Here is a 23776-nt window from a genome sequence, read left to right on the forward strand (position 1 = left end):
TTCAAGGCACCACGTCGTTGCCGACTTCGTCGGTCACGTGGCCTACGTCGCCCCAGTCCAGCACCTGCCACTGGCGGCCTTGCACGCCGACGCGGTTGATGCTGACGTTCAGCAGCGAAGCGTCGCGCGGCCCGTTCAGCGGCACGCCGGAGGCATGGCGCCAGATGATGTCCAGCACGCCGCCGTGCGTGAACATCAGGATGCGTTCGTCGTCGTGGCGGCTGGCAATGTCGTCCACGGTCGAAATGACGCGGGACTGGAACTGGCCCAGCGTTTCGCCGCCGTCCAGCGGACGCAGCGGGTCGCGGCTCTTCCAGGCGGCAGCGGCTTCGGGGGCCAGCACGTCGATGCGCTCGTGGTCCAGGCCTTCCAGCACGCCGAAGCCGCGCTCGCGGATGCCGGGCTCCACGCGCACGCGCAAGCCCAACTGTTCGGACACGGGCAGGGCGGTGGCGTGGGCGCGCTGCAGGTCGCTGCTGTAGATGGCGTGGATGGGCGTATGGCGGGCTTCCTCGCGCAAGCGCGCGGCCAGCAGGCCAGCCTGGTTGACGCCGAATTCGTTCAGGGGGATGTCTTGCCAGCCTTGCAGGCGCCGCTGGCGGTTCCAGTCGGTTTCGCCGTGGCGGATGAACCAGATTTCAGTCATTACGATCTTGATGCGGGTTTAGAGCTGGGCGGACGCGATGGGCGCGCGCGGTTTCCAGATGGTTTGAATGATCGAGCTTAACGCGACCAGCGCGGGCTCGCTAGCGCGCTCGTAGGGCAGGATGAATCCCAGCATCGCGTCGACGCGCGCCTGGCCCCAGACGATGAAGTCGTTCGAGGCCGCGCCCGCCAGCGCGGCTTCCTCGCGCAGCAGGGCGCAGCCTGCGCCCGCGCGCACCAGCGCATCCAGGTTGGCCTGGTCGTCGTTCTGCATCACGACGCGCGGCGACAGGCCATGGCGTTCGAACATGTCGCGCAACAGCAGGTGCGTGTGGCTGCCGGAAGGACCGTCCAGCCAAGGCAATTGCGCCACCTCGCGCCAGCCGCCGCGTTTGAGCACGGCGGCATGCTCGCGGGGCATGGCGATGCGGTAGCGCACGCTGCGCAGGGGCTGCCAAAGCACGCCGCGCGGCGGATTGGCGGCAATGATCAGCGCCGCAGGCAGACGGCCGGTGCTGACCTGTTCGGCCAGCGCGGCGGCAGGCAGGGTCTGGGTCTTCAGCTCGACCAGCGGCAGGCGCTGGGTGACGGCCGAGGCCAGTTCGCCCAGGCGCAGGAAATCCGGTTTTTCGCTGGGTACGCCCAGCTCGACCGCGCCATGCAGGCTGCCTTGCAGCTGCTGGGCCTCGGATTTGAACTGCGCGCCCAGCACCAGCAGCGACTCGGCGGTGGGCAGCAGCACCTCGCCGGCCTTGGTCAGCGCCAGGCGGCCGCCGCTGCGGTCGAACAGCGCCACGCCCAGGCTTTGCTCCAGCGCCTTGATCTGCGCGGTCACGGCGGGTTGGGTCAGCGACAGCGCCTCGGCCGCCTTCGTCAGGTTGCCCAGCCGGGCGACCGTGACGAAGGCGCGGATCTGATAGATTTCCATGGCCCCGAGTTTAGGCCGCCAGGAGCCGCACTTGGGTAGGTTCGAGGCCGATGGAAACCGGAGCGCCGACGGGGAAGGGCGACAGCCCGGCCAGATGCGATTGGTCCGCGGTCAGCCGCTGCTCGCCGATCAGCACCTGATAGCGGGTGAATTCGCCCAGGAACTCGCTGCTTTCCACGATGCCGGGCAGCCAGACATAGCGTGCGTCGCCCAGCCCGTCCGCCATTTCGATCTGCACCGTGTGCGGGCGGAAGCTGGCCGCCAGCCGGGAAGCGGCGGGCGCTTCGCCCGTGAGCGGCAGCTGCAGGTCGCCCACGCCTTCCACCGCCAGCACCACGCTGCCGCTGGTGCGTTCGCGCACGTCGCCTTCCAGCACGTTCATCGTGCCCACGAAGTTGGCGACGAAGCGATTGACCGGATAGTCGAACAAGGTGCTGGGCGCGCCGATCTGCTGGACCACGCCGTGGTCCAGCACCGCCATGCGGTCGGCGGTGGTCATGGCCTCTTCCTGGTCATGGGTGACGAAGATGGTGGTGATGCCAAGCCGGCGCTGCAGGCTGAGCAGATCCTGGCGCATCTGCACGCGCAGCTTCTTGTCCAGGTTGGACAGAGGCTCGTCCAGCAGCAGCACCTGCGGCTCGATCACGATGGTGCGGGCCAGGGCCACGCGCTGCTGCTGCCCGCCGGAAAGCTGGTTGGGGCGGCGCTTGCCGTACTGGGACAGGCCGACCAGATCGAGCGCGGCCTCCACCTTGGCGTGGATCTCGGCGCGCGGCAGCTTGCGTTCGACCAGGCCGAAGGCCACATTGTCCCAGACCGTCATGTGCGGCCACAGCGCGTAGTTCTGGAACACCATGCCGATGTTGCGGTTCCAGGGCGGCGTGCCGCTGATGTCCTTGCCGTCCACCAGCAGCTGCCCGGCGCTGTGCCGGTTGAAGCCGGCGATCAGCCGCAACAAGGTGGATTTGCCGGAGCCGGACGGTCCGAGCAGCGCAAAAAACTCGCCGGGCTCGATGCTGATGTTGACGTCCTTGAGCACTTCCGTCTTGCCGTAGGACAACCGGATGTTGCGGCATTCGACGCTGACTTTCTTCATGCGGATTCCCCTTCATTGCGGGCCGGCTGTTGGCGCGACTGGGCGCGCTCCACCAGCAGGTGCGAGACATACGTGCCGATGGCCACCGCGGCCACCGCCAGGACGCCGAGCGCGGCGCCGGGACCCCGGCCCGCCGCGCTCTGCATGTACAGATAAATGCCGTAGCTCATGGGCGCCTGGCTGTCCTTGGTCACCAGCATGATGGTGGCCGACAGTTCCACGGCCGCCGTCACGAAGCTGGTCACGAAGCCGGCCAGCATGCCGCCCGCCATGAGCGGCACCACCACGCGGCGTATCGTGCTCATGCGGGTCGCGCCCAGCGATTGCGCCGCCTCTTCCAGCGAGATGTTGATCTGCTGCAGCGAGGCCACGCAGGATCGCAGGGCGTAGGGCAGCCGCCGCACCGAGTACGCGATCATGATGATGATCCACGACGAGGTCAGCAGCGTGCCGGTGCCGGGCAGCTCGATGCCGCGGAAGGTGCGCAGAAAGCCGATGGCCAGCACGATACCTGGAATCGCCAGCGCGGCGGAGGCCAGGAAGTCCAGCCACTGGCGCGCCGGCAGCCGGGTGCGCAACATCAGATAGGCGATGGCGGTACCCAGGATCACGTCCACGCCCGCGGCCAGGCCGCAATAGAGCAGGGTGTTGGCGATCATGCCTTGCGATTCGGAGAACACCGCGGCGTAATGCGCCAGCGTGTAGCCGTCGGGCAGTGGCGCGAAGCTCCAGACGCTGGCCAGGGACAGCAGCAGCACGCCCATATGCGGCGACAGCACCAGCAGCAGCACCAGGATGATCCAGCCATAGGCCAGTACGCTCTCCACCGGGCGCAGCTTGCGCTTCTGGATGGAGCTGCCGCCCTTCTGCAGGGTGGAGTAATCGCGGCCCTTGAGCACCCGCGCCGACAGCCACAACGCCAGTATCGAAAAGCCCACCATGATCACGCTGATCACATAGCCCAGCGGATCCTCCAGGCCCACTTGCGTGATGCGCAGATAGGCCTGCGGCGCCAGCATGTTGGTGGTGCCCAGCACCAGCGGCGTGCCCAGGTCGTCGAACACTTTGACGAACACCAGCGACGTGCCGGCCACATAGCCGGGCAGGGCCAGCGGAAAGATCACGCGGCGGAACAAACGGAAGCCCCGCGAGCCCAGGTTGAAGGCCGCCTCTTCCATGGCGCCGTCGATGTTGCGCAGCGCCACCACCAGGTTCATCAGGATGAAGGGGAAGTAGTGCAGCGATTCCACGAAGATGACGCCGTTCAAGCCTTCCATGAACGGGATGGTGAAGCCGAACCAGTCGTTGAGCAGCAGGTTCACGCTGCCCGAGCGGCCGAAGATCAGCTGCATCGCAACCGCGCCGACGAATGGCGGCATGATCAGCGGCAGCACGCCCAGGGTCTGGATCAGCAGCGCGCCGCGGAAATCGAAGCGCACCGTGAAGTACGCCAGCGGCACGGCGATGAGCGACGCCAGCAGCGCCGACCAGCCCGCCACGTACAGGCTGTTGAAGAAGGCTTCCTTCATCAGCGGCTGGTTGAAGAAGGCGCCGAAGTGGCCCATGGTGAAGCTGCCGTCGGCGTTCACGAAGGCGGTGTAGAACACCGTGCCGACTGGCACGGCCAGGAACAGCAGCAGAAAACCGAACACCAGTAGCGCCGTCAGCAGGGGGCCGACGGGCAGGCGCGAGTGGCCCGAAGAATTCATCGAGATTCCCGAAATCGTTGCCAGGGGAAAGCCGCGGCGGCGGACGGGACCGGCCCGTCCGCCTCGCGTCCTGCGGGTGTGGCGGCCTAGAGCGCGGCGGCCTGCTTGGCGAGCTTCACGGCTTCTTCGTAGTTCGCCTTGGAACGGCCGTTCCATTCGCCTTCCAGCTGGGTGATTTGCTGGTTCACGGCGGCGTCCTTCTTGTTGCCGGCGAAGATCGCCAGGAAGGCCGGGTCGGCGGCCTTCTTGCCGTCCACGAGCGGCGCCCAGGTCAGCTTGCGGGCCTGCGCCAGCAGCTCGGCAGCCTTGCCGCTCTTGGCCTTGTCGCCCAACTTGGCTTCGGCCTCGTAGATGGCCTTGGTGGCGGCCTGCAGTTCCTTCAGGCGGAACGTGACCGTCTGGTCATACAGCGACTGCACGACGTAGTAGCGCGACTGCGACAGGTCGGCGTTGAATTGCACCTTGCTGCGCTTGGCGATCTCGGCGGGGTCGGGGTAGCCCTGGGGAATCTTGCCGGCCAGCGCCGTGTAGGGCAGCACCGGCAGGCGCGAGATCTTGGGTTCCAGCAGCAGTTCCTGGCCGGCCTGGCTGAGGGTGAAGGCGATGAACTTCTTGCCTTCCTCGGTGTTCTTCGCGCCTTCGATCAGCGCGATATTGGCCGGCACGATGGCGGTTTCGGAGGGGTAGACGAACTCGACCGGGAACTTGGAATACTTGCTGGACAGGCCGAAGAAGTCGATCACCGGGCCGGCGCCGAACTGGCCGTTGTTGACGCCGTCCGGCACGCCGAAAGAACGCTCGGTGACGGCGCTGCTGTTGCCCGACATGCGCAGCAAGGTGCTCCAGCCTTCGTCCCAGCCTTCGCCCTGGAGGATGGTTTCCACCGTCAGGTGCATGGTGCCCGAGCGCGACGGCGAGGTGATGCCGACATGGCCGAACCATTGCGGCGACAGCAGGTCCTTCCATTCCACCGGCGCGGGGATCTTGTGCGCCGCGATGTAGCGGGTGTTGTAGATGATGCCGTAGCCGGCCAGGGCCTGGCCCAGGTACATGCCGCCGGGATCGTTGATGGGGTAGTTGCCGATCTTGTCCGGCACCTGCTTGTTGGCCACGTCGGCGGAGCTTGCCAGCAGCTTGTCGCGGCCCAGCACTTCAAAGGCGTCGGGCGCGCTGGCCCAGAACACCTCGGGACGCTGGCCGGCGGGCGTTTCGCGCACGTAGGCGATGCCCGATACGGTGTTCTTGTTCAGGATTTCCAGCGTGATGCCGGGGTTGGCCTTTTCGAAGGCCGTCTTGTAGGCCTGGGTGAGGTCTTTGGGGAACGACGTGATCACCGTGACGGTGCCTGCCAGGGCAGGGGCCGCGCAAACGGCCAGCACCGCACCTGCAAGAGCTGTGCGCATTGCATGCATGGTTTGTCTCCGTAGTTTTAGATTTGTTCGGAGACAGTACTGGCCGGTCCAGGCAGCGTCCAATCACAAATTTTGATGCGCGCCATCAATGCGGGCGCCCCGGCCGGGCGGGGCGCCGTGCCTGGCCCGCTAGGCCGTGGCGGATACGCCGCGTTTCATGGCCTGGGCCTGCTTCTCCATCACTGCAGTGATCTGCTGCTGGATCTGCATCGCCTGGGCATTGAGCGCCATCAGTTGCTGGGCCTTCATTTCGGCCGGCATGCCGCTGGCCTTGACCTTGGCGATCTGGTCCATCACGCGCTTGAGTTGCTTCTGCAGTTCCTTGATCTGGCGCGTGTAGGCGTCGTCGTTGCTGGAGTCTTCGGTTTCCTTGGCTTCCTGCACGTTGCCCATTTTCAGGCCGCCGGGGTTGTTGACGCGGATCTTGCCGTCCGCGGACACCGTGCTCGTTTCCGCGTCCGAGGCGCTTTTGGCTTCCTTGTTGGCGCGGATCTTCTGCGCCCAGAGGTCGGCCAGGCTGTTGATTCGGGAATTGCCGCTGATGGGATCGATCGCCATGATTGCTCCTGCCGCCTATGAGGATTTCGGGGTTTTCACTAGTACGGCATTCTGACGGCGAACTTAAGCATTGCTCCCCGTTTGCAGCCCCCTTTACACTGGCGCCCGCTCACACCCGACACCTACTTTGGGATATCCATGTCCAATTCCTACTTTCCGCGCTGGCGCCTGGCGGACGACGCCGAGCCCGGCGTCATCATCGCGCCCGACGAAAGGCTGTCCTGGCCCAAGAACGTGGCCATGGGCGCCCAGCACGTGGTCGCCATGTTCGGCTCCACCGTGCTGGCCCCGTTGCTCATGGGCTTCGACCCCAACGTCGCCATCCTCATGTCGGGCATCGGCACGCTGATCTTCTTCCTGTTCGTGGGCGGCAGGGTCCCCAGCTACCTGGGTTCCAGCTTCGCCTTCATCGGCGGCGTGATCGCCGTGACCGGCTATGCCGGCGGCGGAGCGAACGCCAATATCGGCGTGGCGCTGGGCGCCATCATCGCCTGCGGCCTGGCCTACACGTTGATCGGGTTGATTGTCTGGTTCGTCAACGCGCGCGCCGGGGGCGGCGCGAACTGGATCGACACGCTGATGCCGCCCGTCGTCACCGGCGCGGTGGTGGCGGTCATCGGCCTGAATCTGGCGCCTATCGCGGCCAAGGGCGCGATGGGCGCGTCGGGCTTCGACAGCGTGATGTCCATGGTCACCATCCTCTGCGTGGGCGGCATCGCCGTGTTCACCAAGGGCATGGTGCAGCGCCTGCTGATCCTGGTCGGCATGATCCTGGCCTGCGTGGTGTACGGCATCCTCGCCAACGGCATGGGGCTGGGCAAACCCATCGACTTCTCCGGCGTGACGGCCGCAGCCTGGTTCGGCCTGCCGCATTTCGCCGCGCCGGTGTTCAAGGCCGAGGCCATGGGCTTGATCGTGCCTGTCGCCATCATCCTGGTGGCCGAGAACCTGGGGCACGTGAAGGCTGTCAGCGCCATGACCGGGCAGGACCTGGACCGCTATCTGGGCCGCGCCTTCGTCGGCGACGGGGTCGCTACCATGGTGTCCGGCGCCGTGGGTGGCACGGGCGTCACCACCTACGCCGAGAACATCGGCGTGATGGCCGTCACGCGCATCTATTCCACCCTGGTGTTCGTGGTGGCCGCCCTGATTGCCATCGTGCTGGGCTTTTCGCCCAAGTTCGGCGCGCTGATCCAGATGATCCCGGCGCCCGTGCTGGGCGGCATGTCGGTGGTGGTGTTCGGCCTGATCGCCATCGCCGGCGCCCGTATCTGGGTGGTCAACCAGGTGGACTTCAGCGACAACCGCAACCTCATCGTGGCCGCGGTCACGCTGGTGCTGGGCGCGGGAGACTTCACGGTCAAGCTGGGTAACTTCACGCTGGGCGGCATCGGCACCGCTACCTTCGGCGCCATCATCCTGTACGCCTTGCTGCGCCGCAGGAAGTAAGCGGCGCGGCCATGCGCGGACCTGGCGTCGCGCGCATGGCCGGCTGGCGCGCCTAGGTGCGCGACAGCCGCGAGGTTGCGGCCGTGCCGGTCAGCGCCACCGGCGCCGCCTCGATCACCTGTCCTGATTGCGTCTTGAATACCGAGGTGGCTTCGGCCAGGCGCCGCGCCTGTTCTTCCATCGCGGCCGCCGCGGCCGAAGCTTCCTCGACCAGCGCGGCGTTCTGTTGCGTCACCTCATCCATCTGCGAGATCGCCAGGCTGACCTGGTCTATGCCGCCGGCCTGCTGTGCCGAGGCGGCTGAGATCTCGGCCATGATCGCCGCCACCCGCTGCACGGAATCCACGATCTCCTGCATGGTCTGCCCGGCGGCAGCCACCTGGGCCGATCCCGCCGCCACGGTGTCCACCGAGGCCTCGATCAGCGTCTTGATCTCCTTGGCGGCTTGGGCCGCGCGCTGGGCCAGCGAACGGACTTCGCCCGCGACCACGGCAAAGCCCTTGCCCTGTTCGCCAGCGCGTGCGGCTTCGACGGCGGCATTCAGCGCGAGGATGTTGGTCTGGAAAGCGATGCTGTCGATCACCGAAACGATGTCGGAGATGCGCCGCGAGCTGTCCGAGATGCCGTGCATGGTGGCTACCACCTGTTCCACGTTCTGGCCGCCACGCTGCGCCACGTCCATGCTGACCGAGGCCAACTGATTGGCCTGGGCGGCGTTTTCCGCATTCTGCTTGACGGTCACCGCCAGCTCTTCCATCGTGGATGCGGTTTCCTCCAGCGCCGCGGCCTGTTCTTCGGTACGGACTGACAGGTTGGAGTTGCCGGCAGCGATTTCCGCCGCGCCCACGTTGATTTCATCCACCCCCTGGCGCACGGACGTGACGGTGCGGGTCAAACCTTCCTGCATGCGCTTGAGCGAGGCAAAGAGGACGCCGATCTCATTGTTGGAGCGGGTTTCCACGCGGTTCGTCAGGTCGCCCGCCGCGATGCGGTCGAAGTGCCGGCCGGCCTCCTGCAGCGGACGGAGCACGGCGCGCCGGATGAAGGTCCAGCACAGTGCCGTCAGCAGCAGCGCAGCCGATATCAGCGCGACCGCCGAGATCCGGGCGGTGGAGTAGGTTTGCTCCGAGCTTGCCAGCACGCCGTCGCTGCGCTCCTGGACCCGGGCCAGGAAGGCTTGCATGTCTTTCATGAAGTAGGCGTCGGCCTGGGGCAGCCGTCCCTCGTCCTGGCGGAACTTGGCAGGCGCGCGTTCCTTGAGGTCGGCTTCCAGCCTGTCCAGGATGGCGGCGTATTCGGTGAAGCGGCCCTGTAGCGTCTGGGCCAGCTCCTGGCCGCGCGGGCTTTTGGGCACGGCCATGTAGCGGGCGAAACGCTCGCGCGCCTGCTTCAGATGGCTGGCGGCTTCCTCGCCGGCCAGCCCGGCTTGGTCCATGCCGCCTGCCTGCATGGCAGCCATGCCCGCACCGAGCGCCAGCCGCGCGCGCAGCAGGGCGGCGTTGGCTTCGTAGAGCGGGTCGACCTGGTGGACCGCGACATTGTTCAGATCCTTGATCTCGGTCACGCTTTTCTCGGCGTTCATCCAACTCAAGCCGCAAGCCAGCGCCAGGGCGATGACGAAGCAGCCCAGCACCAACAGCATTCCAGTACGGACTTTCAATTTTTCCAGCATGAGAGCTCCTCGTTCTTGAACGCGATCCGCCGTGTTGGGAACGGCCCAGGCCGCCCGCTGCGCGGCGGAACGGCGAACGTCGCGCCGGGTGGCTGCGATGCGTCCGCCTCCACTGCAACTACCCGCAAAAACAAGACTCCTGCGCGTGGCAAGTGCTTGCGGTCCGCAAGCTGCAGCCAAACGGTATCCAGTTGGATGTATTAAATTGTCATGAATGACACAATTTGTTGTTTTATACTGATTCAGTCCGTTTTTGCTGGCGTTTTTTAGAGGTAATCCCTGGTTGTTGTAAAAAACTATCGAAGAGTAGTTTTTATGCCACACGTGCACCAAGGAATCGCGGCGACGGGCCTGCGCGATCCGGTTCAAGATCGGATCGGAAAAATTGGAAAAAATGACGGGTTTTAGCGGGTTACAGCGGCGAAATGCGGCGAAAACGGCGGTTTCTCCGGCGGCTTGCAATTCCCGTGGACTTTGACCACAATATGACCTTGATTGCCCCGGTTCCGACCCGAGCCGGGGTTTTGTTTTGGTCGTCCGCGCCGCTTGCCAGTTTTGCTTTCACTCGGCTGCCTGCGCGCGCCAGGATTCCGACCTTCACCGAGAACGCTCCGTCCGGGGCGTTTTCTACTTTTGTTTGGGAAACGACATGTCTGCCATTCCTTTGACCGTGCGCGGGGCCGAGCGCTTGCAAGAAGAGCTCCAGCGGCTGAAAACCGTGGAACGTCCTGCCGTTATCAACGCGATCGCTGAAGCGCGTGCGCAGGGTGATCTGTCGGAAAATGCCGAGTACGATGCTGCTCGCGAGCGCCAAGGCTTTATCGAGGGCCGGATTGCCGAGCTTGAAGGCACGCTTTCCAACGCCCACCTGATCGATCCTACCGCCCTGGATGCCGAAGGCCGCGCCGTGTTTGGCGCCACCGTCGACATCGAGGACCTGGATTCGGGCGATCGTGTGACGTACCAAATCGTCGGCGACGTTGAAGCCGACATCAAGTCGAACCTGATTTCCGTGTCGAGCCCGGTGGCCCGCGCGCTGATCGGCAAGAGCGAAGGCGACGTGGTCGAGGTCAAGGCCCCGGCTGGCGTTCGCGAGTATGAAGTCCTGGGCGTGCGCTACATCTGACGCCGACGTAGTAAGCTGGAAGTTGTCAAAACACCATAGTCCGAACCGTGCGTTCGACTGAATTCCGCGGTTTAATGCGGATCGCTATGGTGGACCGGGCGCGTAAAGCGCCCGTTTTTGTGCCCGCACTTACCGTTTCGTCGTCTTGCGGCTGGTGCCGCTGCGTGCTCCGGCCCGCAGGCTGAGCGCGCTGCCGGCGCGGCGGGGAATGCCGTGACCGCTGGCGGTGGTCTTCCTGGTGCCAGGGCGCATGGGCTTGCCGTTCTTGTTGAGCTGGTCCTGGGGCACGAAGCGCGTCTTCGGCTTGGGCTCTTCGGATTCGCTGCGGCGCGGACGCTTGGCCAGGGTCTTGCCTTCGGCGGCCAGCTTCTTGGGCGTGTGCGGCTCGGAGGCGCGGCGCTTGGCGGGGCGTTCAGGTTCCATGGCGGCCAGCGCGGCGGGCTTGATATTGCCGGCCAGCGGGCGGAACAGGATCAGGGTTTTGCCCAGATGGTGCACGGGGGCGCAGGAAAGCGTGTCGCAGATGGTCGACAGCATTGCGTCGCGGGCCTCGCGGTCATCGCCGCCGGCGCGCACCTTGATGAGGCCGTGCGAAGTCAGCGCCAGGTCGATTTCCTTGAGCACGGCTTCGGTCAGGCCGTTGTCGCCGATCAGGACGACGGGGCGCAGAGGGTGAGCGGCGGACCGAAGGTCGCTGCGCTCACGAGAGGTAAGTTCTAATATAGGCATGCGTGGAATTGTACGGTAATGGCCAAGAATAAATTCTCCAAAGACTGGATTCACCAGCACATCAATGATCCCTATGTGAAGCTGGCGCAACAGAAGGGCTACAGGGCCCGCGCCGCCTTCAAGCTGATCGAGATCCTGGATACCGAGAAGCTGATGCGCCGGGGCGACCTCGTGGTCGACCTGGGGTCGGCGCCCGGCAGTTGGTCCCAAGTGGCGCGCGAGCGCCTGGCGGGGCCGGGCGGGGTCGTGGACGGACGCATCATCGCGCTCGATATCCTGCCCATGGAGCCCGTGGCGGGCGTTGAATTCATCCAGGGTGACTTCCGCGAAGATGAAGTTTTGAAACAATTGGAAGACATGGTCGGATCGCGCGCGGTGGATCTTGTTATTTCCGACATGGCCCCCAACTTGTCAGGGGTGGGTATTGCCGACTCCGCGCGCATCCAGCATGTGTGCGAGTTGGCGATGGAATTCTCCTGCGCCCACCTCAAGCCCAACGGGGCGCTGATCGTCAAGGCTTTCCACGGCAGCGGCTTTTCGCAGATCGTGGAATCCTTCAAGCAGCGCTTCAAGCGGGTGGTCGAACGCAAGCCGAAGGCATCGCGGGACAAATCCTCCGAAACCTTTCTGGTTGCGCGCGATCTGAAGTAGCCCGGGTCCGGGGCGCGCCGCCTCGGATTCGAAAAACCTACAGCCTGCCGGGACAACGACCAGAAAATTCGCGAATAAGACAAAACTCAGAGGGGCTCAGGCATCCCGGGACGCAATCTGGTCTGACAGGGTAGAATGAGCTATTGACATACTTGTGACTGTGCCATATGCGGGTGCGCGGTCGCCGGTCGGAATCGAAAGCAGGAGATCGACCTTGAATAATTCATTTTCGAAAGTCGCTGTCTGGATGGTGATAGCCCTCGTGCTGTTCACCGTCTTCAAACAGTTCGACGGACGCGCTCAGACCCAGGACGGCGTGACCTACACGCAGTTCATGGACGACGCCAAGGCGGGACGTATCCGCAAGGTCGACGTCCAGGGCGACGTGCTGTACGTCACCCCTGACGCGGGCCGCGCCTACACGCTGACTTCGCCGGGCGACCTCTGGATGGTCTCCGATCTGCTGAAGTACGGCGTCCAGGTGTCGGGCAAGCCGCGCGAAGAGCAGTCGCTGCTGATGAGCATCTTCGTGTCGTGGTTCCCCATGCTGTTGCTGATCGGCGTCTGGGTGTTCTTCATGCGCCAGATGCAAGGAGGCGGCAGGGGCGGGGCGTTCAGCTTCGGCAAATCGCGCGCCCGCATGCTCGACGAGAACACCAACCAGATCACCTTCGCCGACGTTGCCGGCTGCGACGAAGCCAAGGAAGACGTCCAGGAACTGGTCGATTTCCTGCGCGACCCCAGCAAGTTCCAGAAGCTGGGCGGCCGCATCCCCCGCGGCGTGCTGATGGTCGGCTCGCCGGGTACCGGCAAGACGCTGCTGGCCAAGGCCATCGCGGGCGAAGCCAAGGTGCCGTTCTTCAGCATCTCGGGCTCCGACTTCGTTGAAATGTTCGTCGGCGTGGGCGCGGCCCGTGTGCGCGACATGTTCGAAAACGCCAAGAAGCACGCTCCCTGCATCATCTTCATCGACGAAATCGACGCGGTCGGCCGCCAGCGTGGCGCTGGCCTGGGCGGCGGCAACGACGAACGCGAGCAGACGCTGAACCAGATGCTGGTGGAAATGGACGGCTTCGAGTCCGGCCAGGGCGTCATCGTCATCGCCGCGACCAACCGTCCCGACGTGCTGGATCCCGCGCTGCTGCGCCCGGGCCGCTTCGACCGCCAGGTCGTGGTGCCGCTGCCCGACATCCGCGGCCGCGAGCAGATCCTGAAGGTCCACATGCGCAAGGTTCCGCTGTCGCCCAACGTCGATGCGACCGTGCTGGCGCGCGGCACTCCGGGCTTCTCCGGCGCCGACCTGGCCAACCTGGTCAACGAAGCCGCGCTGTTCGCCGCCCGCCGCAATGGCCGCACGGTCGATATGTCCGACTTCGAAAAGGCCAAGGACAAGATCATCATGGGCGCGGAACGCCGCTCCATCGTGATGCCCGAAGAGGAACGCAAGAACACCGCGTACCACGAGTCCGGCCACGCGATCGTCGCCCGCCTGCTGCCCAAGACCGACCCGGTCCACAAGGTCACCATCATCCCGCGCGGCCGCGCGCTGGGCGTGACCATGCAGCTGCCTGAGACCGACCGCTACAGCATGGACAAGGGCCGTCTGCTGTCCACCATCGCCGTGCTGTTCGGCGGCCGCATCGCCGAAGAAATCTTCATGGACCAGATGACGACGGGCGCCTCGAACGACTTCGAACGCGCCACCGCCATCGCCCGCGACATCGTCACGCGCTACGGCATGACCGACGAGCTGGGCCCCATGGTCTATGCCGAGAACGAAGGCGAAGTGTTCCTGGGCCGCAGCGTCACCAAGACCACGCACATGTCGGAAGCCACCATGCAGAAGGTGGACACCGAGATCCGCCGCATCATCGACGAGCAGTACAGCGTTGCCCGCAAGATCCTGGAAGACAACCGCGACAAGGTCGAAGTAATGACCTCCGCGCTGCTCGAATGGGAAACCATCGACGCCGACCAGATCAACGACATCATCGAGGGCCGTCCTCCGCGTCCCCCGAAGACGCCTCAGGGCCCGTCGGATACGTCCGACACGCCGCCCACGGGCCTGGCGGCAGGTGGCAATACGGCTGCCGCTGTCTGAGGCTGCTCATCCTGAGTTATGGCAAATAACTTCCTTTGCGGGCGCTTCGAGTTTGATCTCGAGCGCCCGCTTGTCATGGGTATCGTCAATGTCACGCCGGACTCGTTTTCCGACGGCGGCCAGCATGACGATACGGATTCCGCAGTGGCGCATGCGCGCCAATTGATCGCCGAAGGCGCCCAGATCCTGGACCTGGGCGGCGAGTCCACGCGTCCCGGGGCCGACCCGGTCTCCGTGGCCGACGAACTGGCCCGGTTGCTGCCGGTGGTGGAGGCGCTGCGCGATTGCGGCGTGCCCCTGTCCATCGACACCTTCAAGCCGGAAGTCATGCGCGCCGTGCTGGATGCCGGCGCGGACATGATCAACGACATCTATGGCTTCAGGCAGCCGGGCGCCGTCGAGGCGGTGGCCCATACGCGCTGCGGGCTGTGCGTGATGCACATGAAGGGCGAGCCTCGCACCATGCAGGCCGCCCCGCCCGAGTACACCGACCTGATCGGTGAAATCGGGCTTTTCCTGGGGGCTCGCGCGCACAAGCTGCGCGCGGCCTGGATCGATCCTCGCCGCATCGTGCTGGACCCGGGCTTCGGCTTCGGCAAGACGGGCGACCAGAACTTCCAACTGCTGCGCCGGCTGTCGAGCCTGCGCAGCGCCGGTTATCCATTGCTGATCGGCCTGTCGCGCAAAACCATGATCGGCCAGGCTACCGGCCGGCCCGTGGACGGCAGGTTGCCCGGCAGCATCGCCGCGGCGCTTGCCTGCGTGGCGCGTGGCGCTTCCATCGTGCGGGTGCACGATGTGGCGGCCACGGTCGACGCGCTCAAGGTATGGCACGCGGCAGAACAAGGAGCACTCAGTTCATGATTCGACGTAAATATTTCGGTACCGACGGGGTCCGCGGCGAAGTCGGCGGTCCGGTGATCAACGCCGAATTCGCGCTGCGTCTGGGTTACGCGGCCGGCCGCGTCCTGGCGCGTGAGCACGCCGTACGCGGCGGCAGCCGTCCGCAGGTCGTGATCGGCAAGGACACGCGGATCTCTGGCTACATGCTGGAGTCGGCGCTGGAAGCCGGTCTGTCGGCGGCTGGCATCGATGTGCTGCTGGCAGGCCCGGTGCCCACCCCCGCGGTGGCCTACCTGACCCGCGCGCTGCGTCTGGTGGCGGGCATCGTCATCAGCGCTTCGCACAATCCGTACCAAGACAACGGCATCAAGTTCTTCTCGGCGCAAGGCATGAAGCTGCCCGACGAGATCGAGGCCGCCATCGAAGCCGCCCTGGACGAACCGCTGGGTTGCGTCGCGTCGGAGGCCCTGGGGCGCGCGCGCCGCATGGGTGACGCGCAGGGCCGCTACATCGAATTCTGCAAGAGCACCTTCCCCAACGATCTGGACCTGAATGGCATGACGATCGTGGTGGACGCCGCCCACGGCGCCGCCTACAACATCGCGCCGCACGTGTTCCGCGAGCTGGGCGCCGAAGTGCACGCCATCGGCGTCAATCCGGACGGCTTCAACATCAACAAGGGCGTGGGCGCGCTGCATCCCGAGCTGCTGGCCAAGGAAGTGCATGCCCGCGGCGCCCAGTTGGGCATCGCGCTGGACGGCGACGCTGACCGCCTGCAGATGGTGGATGGCGAAGGCCGCATCTACAACGGCGACGAACTCATGTACGCCATCGTCCGCGAGCGCATGCAGCGCGGCAAGGTGGACGGCGTGGTCGGCACGTTGATGACCAACTTCGGCTTCGAGCGCGAAATGCAGCGCCTGGGCGTGGGCTTCGAGCGCGCCAATGTCGGCGACCGCTATGTGCTGGAGCAGATGCAGGCGCGCGGCTGGCTGTACGGCGGCGAGAGCTCCGGCCACCTGTTGTGCCTGGACTGCCATTCGACCGGCGATGGCATCGTCGCCGCCCTGCAGGTCCTGACCGCGCTGCGCCGCAACTCGGTCGGGCTGTCGGAGTGGGTGAGCGATCTGCGCATGTATCCGCAGAAGATGATCAACGTGCCGCTGACCCCGGGCCAGGACTGGAAGACGCACGCCGGCCTGAGCGCCGCGCGCAAGGTCGTCGAAGCCGAGCTGGACGGCCGCGGCCGCATCCTGATCCGCGCCTCGGGCACCGAGCCGAAGCTGCGCCTCATGGTCGAAGCCGAAGATGAGGCCCTGGCCGTATCCTGCGCCGAGAAGCTTGCGGCCAGCCTGGGATAAGCGCGGACCTGCGATTTCGAACAAGGCCACCCGGTGCGTGACGGGTGGCCTTGTTTGTTCAAGGGTTGTATAGATTTGTAAAGTTTTGTCGATTTGGGCGGAAGATTGATTTATCCGCTCCGGACTAAACTTCATAGTCACGTAACATATTGGTCAAGTCTTTGACATACAGGGCGTCCACACTGGCTGGACTCTCTAGGAGCTTCGCGCAATGCTGGAATTAGCACGCATCAATCCGAGCCGTAATGCCGCAGAACCTTGGACCGGCGCCGCCGCCAAGGTGCTGGTGGTGGGCTTGGCGCGCACCGCTGAAGAAATCGAGCAGATTCAACGCCTGCGCTACGACGTCTTCACCGAGGACATGGGCGCGGTGTTTCCCGACGCCCAGGACGGCATCGAGCATGACCGCTTCGATCCGTACTGCGAACATCTGATGGTCCGCGAGCTGGACACGGGCCGCGTGGTCGGCACCTACCGGATCCTGACGCCGGAAAAGGCGCGGGAGGCCGGCGGCTACTACTCGCAGTCCGAGTTCGACCTGTCAGGGCTGGGGGCGATCCAGGACGAGCTGGTCGAAGTCGGCCGTTCTTGCACGCACCCCGACTACCGCAGCGGCGGCGTCATCATGCTGCTGTGGTCGGGCCTGGCCGAATACCTGCGCCGCGGCGGCTATCAGTACGTGCTGGGTTGCGCCAGCGTCAGCCTGCGCGACGACGGCGTTACCGCCGCCGAAGTGTGGCGCACCATCTCCAAGCAGCTGCCGCAGGGCGACGAGCCGCGCGTGACGCCGCTGCATCGCTATCCGGTGGAGAAGCTCAACAGCACCTTGCCGGCGCGCGTGCCGCCGCTGATCAAGGGTTACCTGAAGCTGGGCGCCAAGGTCTGTGGCGAGCCCGCCTGGGACCCGGATTTCAACGCCGCGGATTTCCCGGTCCTGCTGAAAATGGACCGCATGGACGAGCGCTACCGCCGCCATTTCGGGCTGGATCAGCCCGCAACCGCCACTGCCCAGCGCTGAGGCCACCATGCGCCGCCTGTTCCGCCGCATGAAGATCAGGTTGATACGGCGGGCCACCAGGCCTTTGCGCATGGAGCTAAAGCGGCTGGATCGCGAGACCGATCTGTCGCCGTTTTAGTGCAGCGGCCCCGCAGCGCGGGGCCGGAACAGGGCGGGCAGGCTCGCGCCGCCCGGCTGGTTCCTCAGAACTCTAGCAGTTCGAATGAAAAGCCCACCTTGTTCCACTCAGCTTCTTCCGCGCGCAGCGTGAAGTCGCTCAGGGGGTGCTGCGCCAGCCATTCGCGGTTGACCCGCACCACGATGGAGTTGTCGCGCACCGACGCGGTCAGCGGCAGCGGTTCGATTTCATTGCGGCGGCGGAACAGCAGCACCGCCAGCCGCAGGCTGAGGATGGCCTTCCATTGCGCGCGCGAACGTACCAGGGGTTCCAGCTTGGTCAGCTTGCCCTGGTGGCCGAGCGCGAGCAGCGCCAGCAGTTGCTGGTCGGCGCGCGAGAAGCCCGGCATGTCGGCGTTTTCCAGCACGTAGGCGGTGTGCTTGTGGTACGCGTTGTGGGCGATGGACAGGCCCACTTCGTGCAGGTCGGCCGCCCAGCCCAGCGCGGGGCGCAGCTCGGCGCGTTCCGGGCCGTCCGGGAACATGGCGTCGAACAGGGTCAGCGCGGCGTGGTGTACGCGGCGCGCCTGGTTGACGTCGACGTGGTAGCGCTTCATGAACTGGCGCACCGATTCATCGCGCTTGTCATGCTCGTCGTCGCGGCCCAGCAGGTCGTACAGCACGCCCAGGCGCAGCGCGCCGTCGCCGGTGTGCATGACGTCGATGCCCAGCTCGTCGAACAGGGCGCTCATGATGGCCAGGCCGCCCGGCAGGACGTCCGAGCGTTCGATCTTGATGCCGGGCAGTTCGGACGGAATCACGCGGCCCGAGCGGATGATGCGGTCTTTCAGCTTGTTCAGGCCGGCGCGCGTGATGCCGCGGTCCGAGAAGCGGCATTCGGTCAGGATGGCGAACAGCGCCTTGGCCGTGCCGGAAGAGCCGTAGGCTTCCTTCCAGCCCATCTTGCGGTACTGCTTGGCGATGACTTCGATCTCGCGGCGCGCGGCCAGCTCGGCCTGCTTCATCTGGTGCGCGTCCACCACGCCGTCCGAGAAGAACTGGCGGCTGTAGCTGACGCAGCCCATGTACAGCGAGGACATCAGGCCGGGCTCATGGCTCTTGCCGATGATGACTTCGGTGGAGCCGCCGCCGATGTCGATGACCAGGCGCTTGTTGGGCGAAGGGGGCAGGGTGTGGACCACGCCCGAGAAGATCAGGCGGGCCTCTTCGCGGCCGGCGATGACTTCGATGGGAAAGCCCAGGGCGGCTTCGGCTCGCGGCAGGAAGTCGCGGGTGTTGCGGGCGACACGGAAAGTGTTGGTGGCGACGGCGCGGACCCGGTTGGGGTGGAAGCTGCGCAGACGGTCGCCGAAGCGTTCCAGCACGGCGATGGCGCGGTCGATGGCCTCGTCGCCCAGCCTTTTTTCGGAGTCCAGGCCGGCCGCAAGCCGGACGGTTTCCTTGAGGCGGTCAATCTGATAGATCTGGGGCGTACCGTCCTGTTGAACGATGCGTCCGATGGAGAGGCGGAAGCTGTTGGACCCGAGGTCCACCGCGGCCAGAAGTTGATCCATGCGGCTCGTAAATATTGTCTGAGAGGTGGCCCGATTATAGAGATCCCATGTGACAGCGCTTCCGCGCGCGCTTTTTTTCTTATGGAACAGGGGTTTGCGGCATCTGATCGGCCTGCTATGCGTCCCGGTTTTGGCGTACGCTACGTATTTGCTGCTGTGTCATGGAACCGTCACCTTTTTGCAGTAAAACTCCACGCTCTCCCTACGTATGGAACCCGGTATGCCCTCACGCCCTCCTGCCGAGCCTTTGCTTCTGAACCGCGAGTTGTCGCTGCTGAAATTCAACGAACGCGTGCTGGCGATGGCGGAGAATCCCAAGACTCCCTTGCTGGAACGCCTGCGCTACGTCTGTATCGTCAGTTCCAACCTGGATGAGTTCTTCGAGATCCGGATTTCCAGCCTGAAGGAGCAGCAGCGCCAGTCGCCGAATCTGGTGGGACCCGATGGCATGACGCCGGACCAGGCGTTCGACAACGTGCAGCAGGCGGTGCATGCGCTGGTGTATCGCCAGTACAACCTGCTCAACGACGAGATCCTGCCGGCCATGCACGCCGAGGGCATCTCGCTGCACCATGCATCGGAATGGAATCCGCAGCAGCAGGAATGGGCGCGCGAGGTCTTCAACCGCGACGTGATGCCGCTTCTGACCCCGATCGGGCTGGATCCGGCGCATCCGTTTCCGCGGGTCTACAACAAGAGCCTGAATTTCATCGTGTCGCTGTCGGGCGCCGATGCCTTCGGCCGCCAGGCCTCGATCGCCGTGGTGCAGGCGCCGCGCGCCTTGCCGCGCCTGATCAAGATGCCGCAGGAGCTGTCGGGCCAGCCCGAGGGCTACATCCTGCTGACCTCGCTGCTGCGCGCCTTCGTGGGCGAACTGTTTCCGGGGCTGGAAATGCTGGGCTGCTACCAGTGGCGGGTCACGCGCAACAGCGACCTGTTCGTGGACGAGGAAGAAGTCACCAACCTGCGCCATGCCTTGCAGGGCGAGCTGTCGCAGCGCAACTTCGGCGCCGCCGTGCGCCTGGAGATCGACAAGCTGACGCCGGTCGAACTGGAACACTTCCTGCAGCGCGAGTTCTCGCTCAAGGCGGAGGACACCTACCGCGTGCCGGGGCCGGTGAACCTGTCGCGCCTGATGCAGCTGTGCAATTCGGACTCGCGGCCGGACCTGCTGTTCCCGGATTACCGCGCCCCCGTGCCGGCGCCGTTCGACCGTGTGGGCGACAAGCCGGCCGAGCTGTTCGAGGCCGTGGCCGAGCAGGACCGCCTGCTGCACCATCCCTACCAGTCGTTTCAACCCGTTATCGACTTCCTGACCGCCGCCGCGCTGGATCCGGACGTCATGGCGATCAAGCAGACCATCTACCGCACCGGCGAAGACTCCGAGCTGATGAAGATCCTGCTGGCCGCGGCGCGCGCCGGCAAGGAAGTGACGGTGGTGGTGGAATTGATGGCGCGCTTTGACGAGCAGACCAACATCAACTGGGCCTCCAAGCTGGAAGAGGTGGGCGCGCACGTGGTGTACGGCGTGGTGGCGCACAAGACGCACGCCAAGATGGCCGTGGTGCTGCGCCGCGAAAAAGGGCGCCTGCGCCGCTACGCCCACCTGGGCACCGGCAACTACCACCCGCGCACGGCGCGCCTGTACACCGACTTCGGGCTGCTCACGGCCGATCCCAAGCTGTGCGAGGACATGGACAAGGTGTTCGCGCAGCTGACCGGGCTGGGCGCGCGCCGCTCGCTCAAGGCGCTGATGCAGTCGCCCTTCACCATGCACGACGGCATGGTGGCGCTGATCCGCGCCGAGGCCCGCGCGGCCAAGGCCGGCAAGCGTGCGCGCATCATGGCCAAGATGAACTCGCTCTTGGAAGAGCAGATCATCGAAGAGCTTTACAAGGCGGGCCAGGCCGGCGTGAAGATCGACCTGATCGTGCGCGGCGTATGCGCGCTGCGCGCCGGCGTGCCGGGACTGTCCGAGAACATCAGGGTGCGTTCCATCGTCGGCCGCTTCCTGGAGCATTCGCGGGTCTTCTACTTCTATGCCGAGGGCGAAGAGACCGTCTACCTGTCGTCCGCCGACTGGATGGACCGCAACTTCTTCCGCCGGGTCGAGATCGCCTTCCCGATCTACGACAAGACCCTGAAGAAGCGCGTCATCGACGAAGCCTTCACCTACGCCCTGCGCGACAACCAGCTGGCCTGGCAACAGCTTCCCGACGGCGACTACACCCGGGTCAAGAGCCGCCGCGAGCCTTTCAACGTGCATCAGTACCTGATGCAGAAGCTGGGCGTGTAACGTCCGCCGCCCCGCCCGGGGCGGCTTCGGAAGCAAGGCCTCCCGTATGTTCCGCCCCCTTTAAGACGGCGGCGTTCGAGGCAAATCCTCCCCAGATCCAGGCCGCGCGGATCCGGCTCCGCCGGTCCGCCACCGGCGCCCCCTGGGGGGAGGCGCGCAGCGCCTCGGGGCGGGATCATGACTGTCACTATCCTGTCATGTAGGGCTTCTAATATTCGAGGGTCGCTGAAAGACAGGCAGTTTTCCAAGCCTGCCAGACTCCTCCAACGAGCACAGAAGGAACCCTGATGTTCAAACGTGTCTTCAAACAAGTTTCCCTGGGCGTCGCGCTGAGCGCCGCCGTGTTTGCCGTCCAGGCCGCCGACGTGACCGGCGCCGGCGCTTCGTTCCCGTACCCGATCTACGCCAAGTGGGCCTCCGACTACAAGGCCGCCACCAATAGCGCCGTCAACTACCAGTCCATCGGTTCGGGCGGCGGTCAGCAACAGATCATCGCCAAGACGGTTGATTTCGGCGCTTCCGACGATCCCATGAAGGCTGCCGATCTGGAAAAGAACGGCCTGCTGCAATTCCCGGCCGTCATCGGCGGCACGGTTGCCGTGGTGAACATCGACGGCGTCGAACCCGGCAAGCTGAAGCTGTCGGGCAAGGTTCTGGCCGACATCTTCCTGGGCAAGATCAAGAAGTGGGACGACGCCGCCATCAAGGCGCTGAACCCCGACCTGAAGCTGCCGGCCGCCGACATCATCGTCGTGCACCGTTCGGACGGCTCGGGCACCACCTTCGGCTGGACCAACTACCTGTCCAAGGTGTCGCCGGACTGGAAGTCGACCGTGGGCGAAGGCAAGGCCGTCAAGTGGCCCGTGGGCCAGGGCGGCAAGGGCAACGAAGGCGTCGCCGCCTACGTCGGCCAGCTGAAGAACTCGATCGGCTACGTGGAATACGCCTACGCCAAGCAGAACAAGCTGGCCTGGACGCAGCTGCAGAACAAGGACGGCAAGTTCGTCCAGCCGGAACAGAAGGCTTTCGCCGCCGCGGCCGCCAACGCCGACTGGAAGAGCGCGCCGGGCATGGGCGTGGTCCTGACCGACGAGCCGGGCGCCGATTCCTGGCCCGTCACCGCCGCCACCTTCATCCTGGTCCACAAGTCGCAAGACAAGCCGGCGCAAGGCAAGGCCGTGCTGGAATTCTTCGACTGGGCCTTCAAGAACGGCGCCAAGTCGGCTGAAGCCATGGACTACGTGCCGCTGCCGGAAGCCGTGACCAAGGAAATCCGCGCCGCCTGGGGCGAAGTCAAGGCCGCCGACGGCAAGGCCGTCTGGCAATAAAGGCTTGAGCGCGAGGGAGGCCGGCTGACAATGCCAATCTCCGCCGCGCGCAATCCACAGCGGCCGCCGCTGGCGTTCCGGTTACGGAATGCCGGCGGCGGTCCGCCGCAAGACCTTCGCAGTTTCTCCCCTGGTTTCCTAAGGAAAGTCCATCCATGAGCGCGGTAATGGATAATAGTGTGCCGCTTTCGCCCAGCGTGGCGGACTCCGTGACTACCGGCACGCCTTCGCCTATGAAGCAAAATAAAAACGCGCTGATGGATGCGCTATTCAAGAACCTGACCCGCCTGTTCGCCTTCCTGGTGTTCATCCTGCTGGCGGCGATTCTTGTTTCCCTGATCTACGGCAGCCGCGAATCGCTGGCCAAGTACGGCCTGTCGTTCCTCTGGCTCAACGACTGGGATCCGGTCAATTCCAACTACGGCGCGGTGGTGCCCATCATCGGCACGCTGCTGACCTCGGCCATCGCCCTGATCATCGCGGTGCCCGTGTCCTTCGGCATCGCCATCTTCCTGACCGAACTGTCGCCCACCTGGCTGCGCCGCCCGCTGGGCACCGCGGTCGAAATGCTGGCGGCGATTCCGTCCATCATCTACGGCATGTGGGGCCTGTTCGTCTTCGTCCCCGTGTTCCAGCAGTATGTGCAGCCTTTCCTGATCGCGACGCTGGGCAGCCTGCCCGTGATCGGCGGCATCTTCGCGGGGCCGCCTTTCGGCATCGGCATCTTCACCGCCGGCCTGATCCTCTCGATCATGATCATCCCGTTCATCGCCGCGGTCATGCGCGACGTGTTCGAACTGGTGCCGGCGATGCTCAAGGAGTCCGCCTACGGCCTGGGCAGCACGACCTGGGAAGTGATGTGGCGCGTGGTGCTGCCCTACACCAAGTCGGGCGTCATCGGCGGCATCATGCTGGGCCTGGGCCGCGCGCTTGGCGAAACCATGGCTGTGACCTTCGTCATCGGCAACGCCTTCAAGTGGTCCGGTTCGCTGTTCTCGCCGGGCAACTCGATCGCTTCCGCGCTGGCCAACGAATTCAATGAGGCGGGCGGCATACAGAAGTCGGCGCTGCTGGAACTGGGCCTGATCCTGTTCCTGATCACGACCATCGTGCTCGCCCTGGCCAAGATGCTGCTGGTCCGCTTGTCCGCCAGTGAAGGCAAGAAAACCTGACGCGCCGCGAGC

Annotated in this window: 19 protein-coding genes; 10 read left to right on the forward strand and 9 right to left on the reverse strand. The window is 65.2% G+C overall.

Features of this window, described 5'->3' with window-relative positions:
* Window position 1: 1 nt before the first annotated feature.
* The 6 genes from IAG39_RS07360 to IAG39_RS07385 form a co-directional block, all read right to left on the reverse strand.
* Window positions 2-646: a histidine phosphatase family protein gene (locus IAG39_RS07360; protein ID WP_118932915.1), complete on the reverse strand. Its 645-nt coding sequence runs from the start codon at window positions 644-646 to the stop codon at window positions 2-4.
* Between the two features lie 18 nt (window positions 647-664).
* Complete coding sequence (locus tag IAG39_RS07365) at window positions 665-1573, reverse strand: LysR family transcriptional regulator (RefSeq protein ID WP_059380166.1); 909 nt, start codon at window positions 1571-1573, stop codon at window positions 665-667.
* 10 nt (window positions 1574-1583) lie between these two features.
* The gene (locus IAG39_RS07370) at window positions 1584-2669 is read right to left on the reverse strand and encodes an ABC transporter ATP-binding protein (RefSeq protein WP_059380165.1); all 1086 of its coding nucleotides are present in this window, start codon (window positions 2667-2669) and stop codon (window positions 1584-1586) included.
* Window positions 2666-4378: an ABC transporter permease gene (locus tag IAG39_RS07375; RefSeq protein WP_059380164.1), complete on the reverse strand. Its 1713-nt coding sequence runs from the start codon at window positions 4376-4378 to the stop codon at window positions 2666-2668. The genes IAG39_RS07370 and IAG39_RS07375 overlap by 4 nt, the downstream gene beginning before the upstream one ends.
* 86 nt (window positions 4379-4464) lie before the next feature.
* On the reverse strand, window positions 4465-5790 hold the full coding sequence (locus IAG39_RS07380) for an ABC transporter substrate-binding protein (RefSeq protein ID WP_118932914.1): 1326 nt from the start codon (window positions 5788-5790) through the stop codon (window positions 4465-4467).
* A 129-nt stretch (window positions 5791-5919) separates the two neighbouring features.
* Complete coding sequence (locus IAG39_RS07385) at window positions 5920-6348, reverse strand: hypothetical protein (protein ID WP_059380162.1); 429 nt, start codon at window positions 6346-6348, stop codon at window positions 5920-5922.
* A 138-nt stretch (window positions 6349-6486) separates the two neighbouring features.
* Between IAG39_RS07385 and IAG39_RS07390 the strand changes: the two genes are divergently transcribed.
* A complete protein-coding gene (locus IAG39_RS07390) occupies window positions 6487-7797 on the forward strand; it encodes a solute carrier family 23 protein (RefSeq protein WP_118932913.1) in 1311 nt (436 codons plus the stop codon).
* Window positions 7798-7849: 52 nt separating this feature from the next.
* Here IAG39_RS07390 and IAG39_RS07395 read toward each other — a convergent pair whose 3' ends face one another.
* Window positions 7850-9469: a methyl-accepting chemotaxis protein gene (locus IAG39_RS07395; RefSeq protein ID WP_059380160.1), complete on the reverse strand. Its 1620-nt coding sequence runs from the start codon at window positions 9467-9469 to the stop codon at window positions 7850-7852.
* A 649-nt stretch (window positions 9470-10118) separates the two neighbouring features.
* On the opposite strand from IAG39_RS07395, the gene greA reads away from it, so the two are divergent.
* The gene (gene greA, locus IAG39_RS07400) at window positions 10119-10595 is read left to right on the forward strand and encodes a transcription elongation factor GreA (RefSeq protein WP_054451366.1); all 477 of its coding nucleotides are present in this window, start codon (window positions 10119-10121) and stop codon (window positions 10593-10595) included.
* Window positions 10596-10724: 129 nt separating this feature from the next.
* Here the strand turns inward: greA and IAG39_RS07405 are convergent, their stop codons facing one another.
* A complete protein-coding gene (locus IAG39_RS07405; RefSeq protein WP_059380159.1) occupies window positions 10725-11324 on the reverse strand; it encodes a YhbY family RNA-binding protein in 600 nt (199 codons plus the stop codon).
* A gap of 18 nt (window positions 11325-11342) precedes the next feature.
* On the opposite strand from IAG39_RS07405, the gene IAG39_RS07410 reads away from it, so the two are divergent.
* The 5 genes from IAG39_RS07410 (at window position 11343) to IAG39_RS07430 (ending at window position 17298) form a co-directional block, all read left to right on the forward strand.
* On the forward strand, window positions 11343-11975 hold the full coding sequence (locus tag IAG39_RS07410; protein ID WP_054451364.1) for an RlmE family RNA methyltransferase: 633 nt from the start codon (window positions 11343-11345) through the stop codon (window positions 11973-11975).
* Between the two features lie 214 nt (window positions 11976-12189).
* On the forward strand, window positions 12190-14076 hold the full coding sequence (gene ftsH, locus IAG39_RS07415) for an ATP-dependent zinc metalloprotease FtsH (RefSeq protein ID WP_054451363.1): 1887 nt from the start codon (window positions 12190-12192) through the stop codon (window positions 14074-14076).
* Between the two features lie 18 nt (window positions 14077-14094).
* On the forward strand, window positions 14095-14940 hold the full coding sequence (gene folP, locus IAG39_RS07420) for a dihydropteroate synthase (RefSeq protein ID WP_059380158.1): 846 nt from the start codon (window positions 14095-14097) through the stop codon (window positions 14938-14940).
* Window positions 14937-16280, forward strand: a complete 1344-nt coding sequence (gene glmM, locus IAG39_RS07425; protein ID WP_118932912.1) for a phosphoglucosamine mutase — start codon at window positions 14937-14939, stop codon at window positions 16278-16280. The genes folP and glmM overlap by 4 nt, the downstream gene beginning before the upstream one ends.
* Window positions 16281-16491: 211 nt before the next feature.
* On the forward strand, window positions 16492-17298 hold the full coding sequence (locus IAG39_RS07430) for a GNAT family N-acetyltransferase (RefSeq protein ID WP_059380156.1): 807 nt from the start codon (window positions 16492-16494) through the stop codon (window positions 17296-17298).
* A 182-nt stretch (window positions 17299-17480) separates the two neighbouring features.
* On the opposite strand, the gene ppx is transcribed toward IAG39_RS07430, so the two are convergent.
* Window positions 17481-18968 (reverse strand): exopolyphosphatase, encoded by a 1488-nt coding sequence (gene ppx, locus IAG39_RS07435; RefSeq protein ID WP_118932911.1) that lies wholly within the window; start codon window positions 18966-18968, stop codon window positions 17481-17483.
* A 220-nt stretch (window positions 18969-19188) separates the two neighbouring features.
* Here ppx and ppk1 point away from each other — a divergent pair, with 220 nt between their 5' ends.
* The 3 genes from ppk1 to pstC all read left to right on the forward strand — a co-directional run bounded on the left by ppk1 (window position 19189) and on the right by pstC (window position 23764).
* Window positions 19189-21264 (forward strand): polyphosphate kinase 1, encoded by a 2076-nt coding sequence (gene ppk1, locus IAG39_RS07440; RefSeq protein ID WP_059380154.1) that lies wholly within the window; start codon window positions 19189-19191, stop codon window positions 21262-21264.
* Window positions 21265-21551: 287 nt separating this feature from the next.
* Window positions 21552-22592 (forward strand): phosphate ABC transporter substrate-binding protein PstS, encoded by a 1041-nt coding sequence (gene pstS, locus IAG39_RS07445; RefSeq protein ID WP_054451357.1) that lies wholly within the window; start codon window positions 21552-21554, stop codon window positions 22590-22592.
* Between the two features lie 155 nt (window positions 22593-22747).
* Entirely contained in the window at window positions 22748-23764 is a 1017-nt protein-coding gene (gene pstC / locus IAG39_RS07450; protein WP_059380153.1) for a phosphate ABC transporter permease subunit PstC, read from the forward strand.
* Window positions 23765-23776: the final 12 nt, after the last annotated feature.

It is taken from the genome of Achromobacter xylosoxidans (assembly GCF_014490035.1).
Classification (GTDB): Bacteria; Pseudomonadota; Gammaproteobacteria; order Burkholderiales; family Burkholderiaceae_B; genus Achromobacter; species Achromobacter bronchisepticus_A.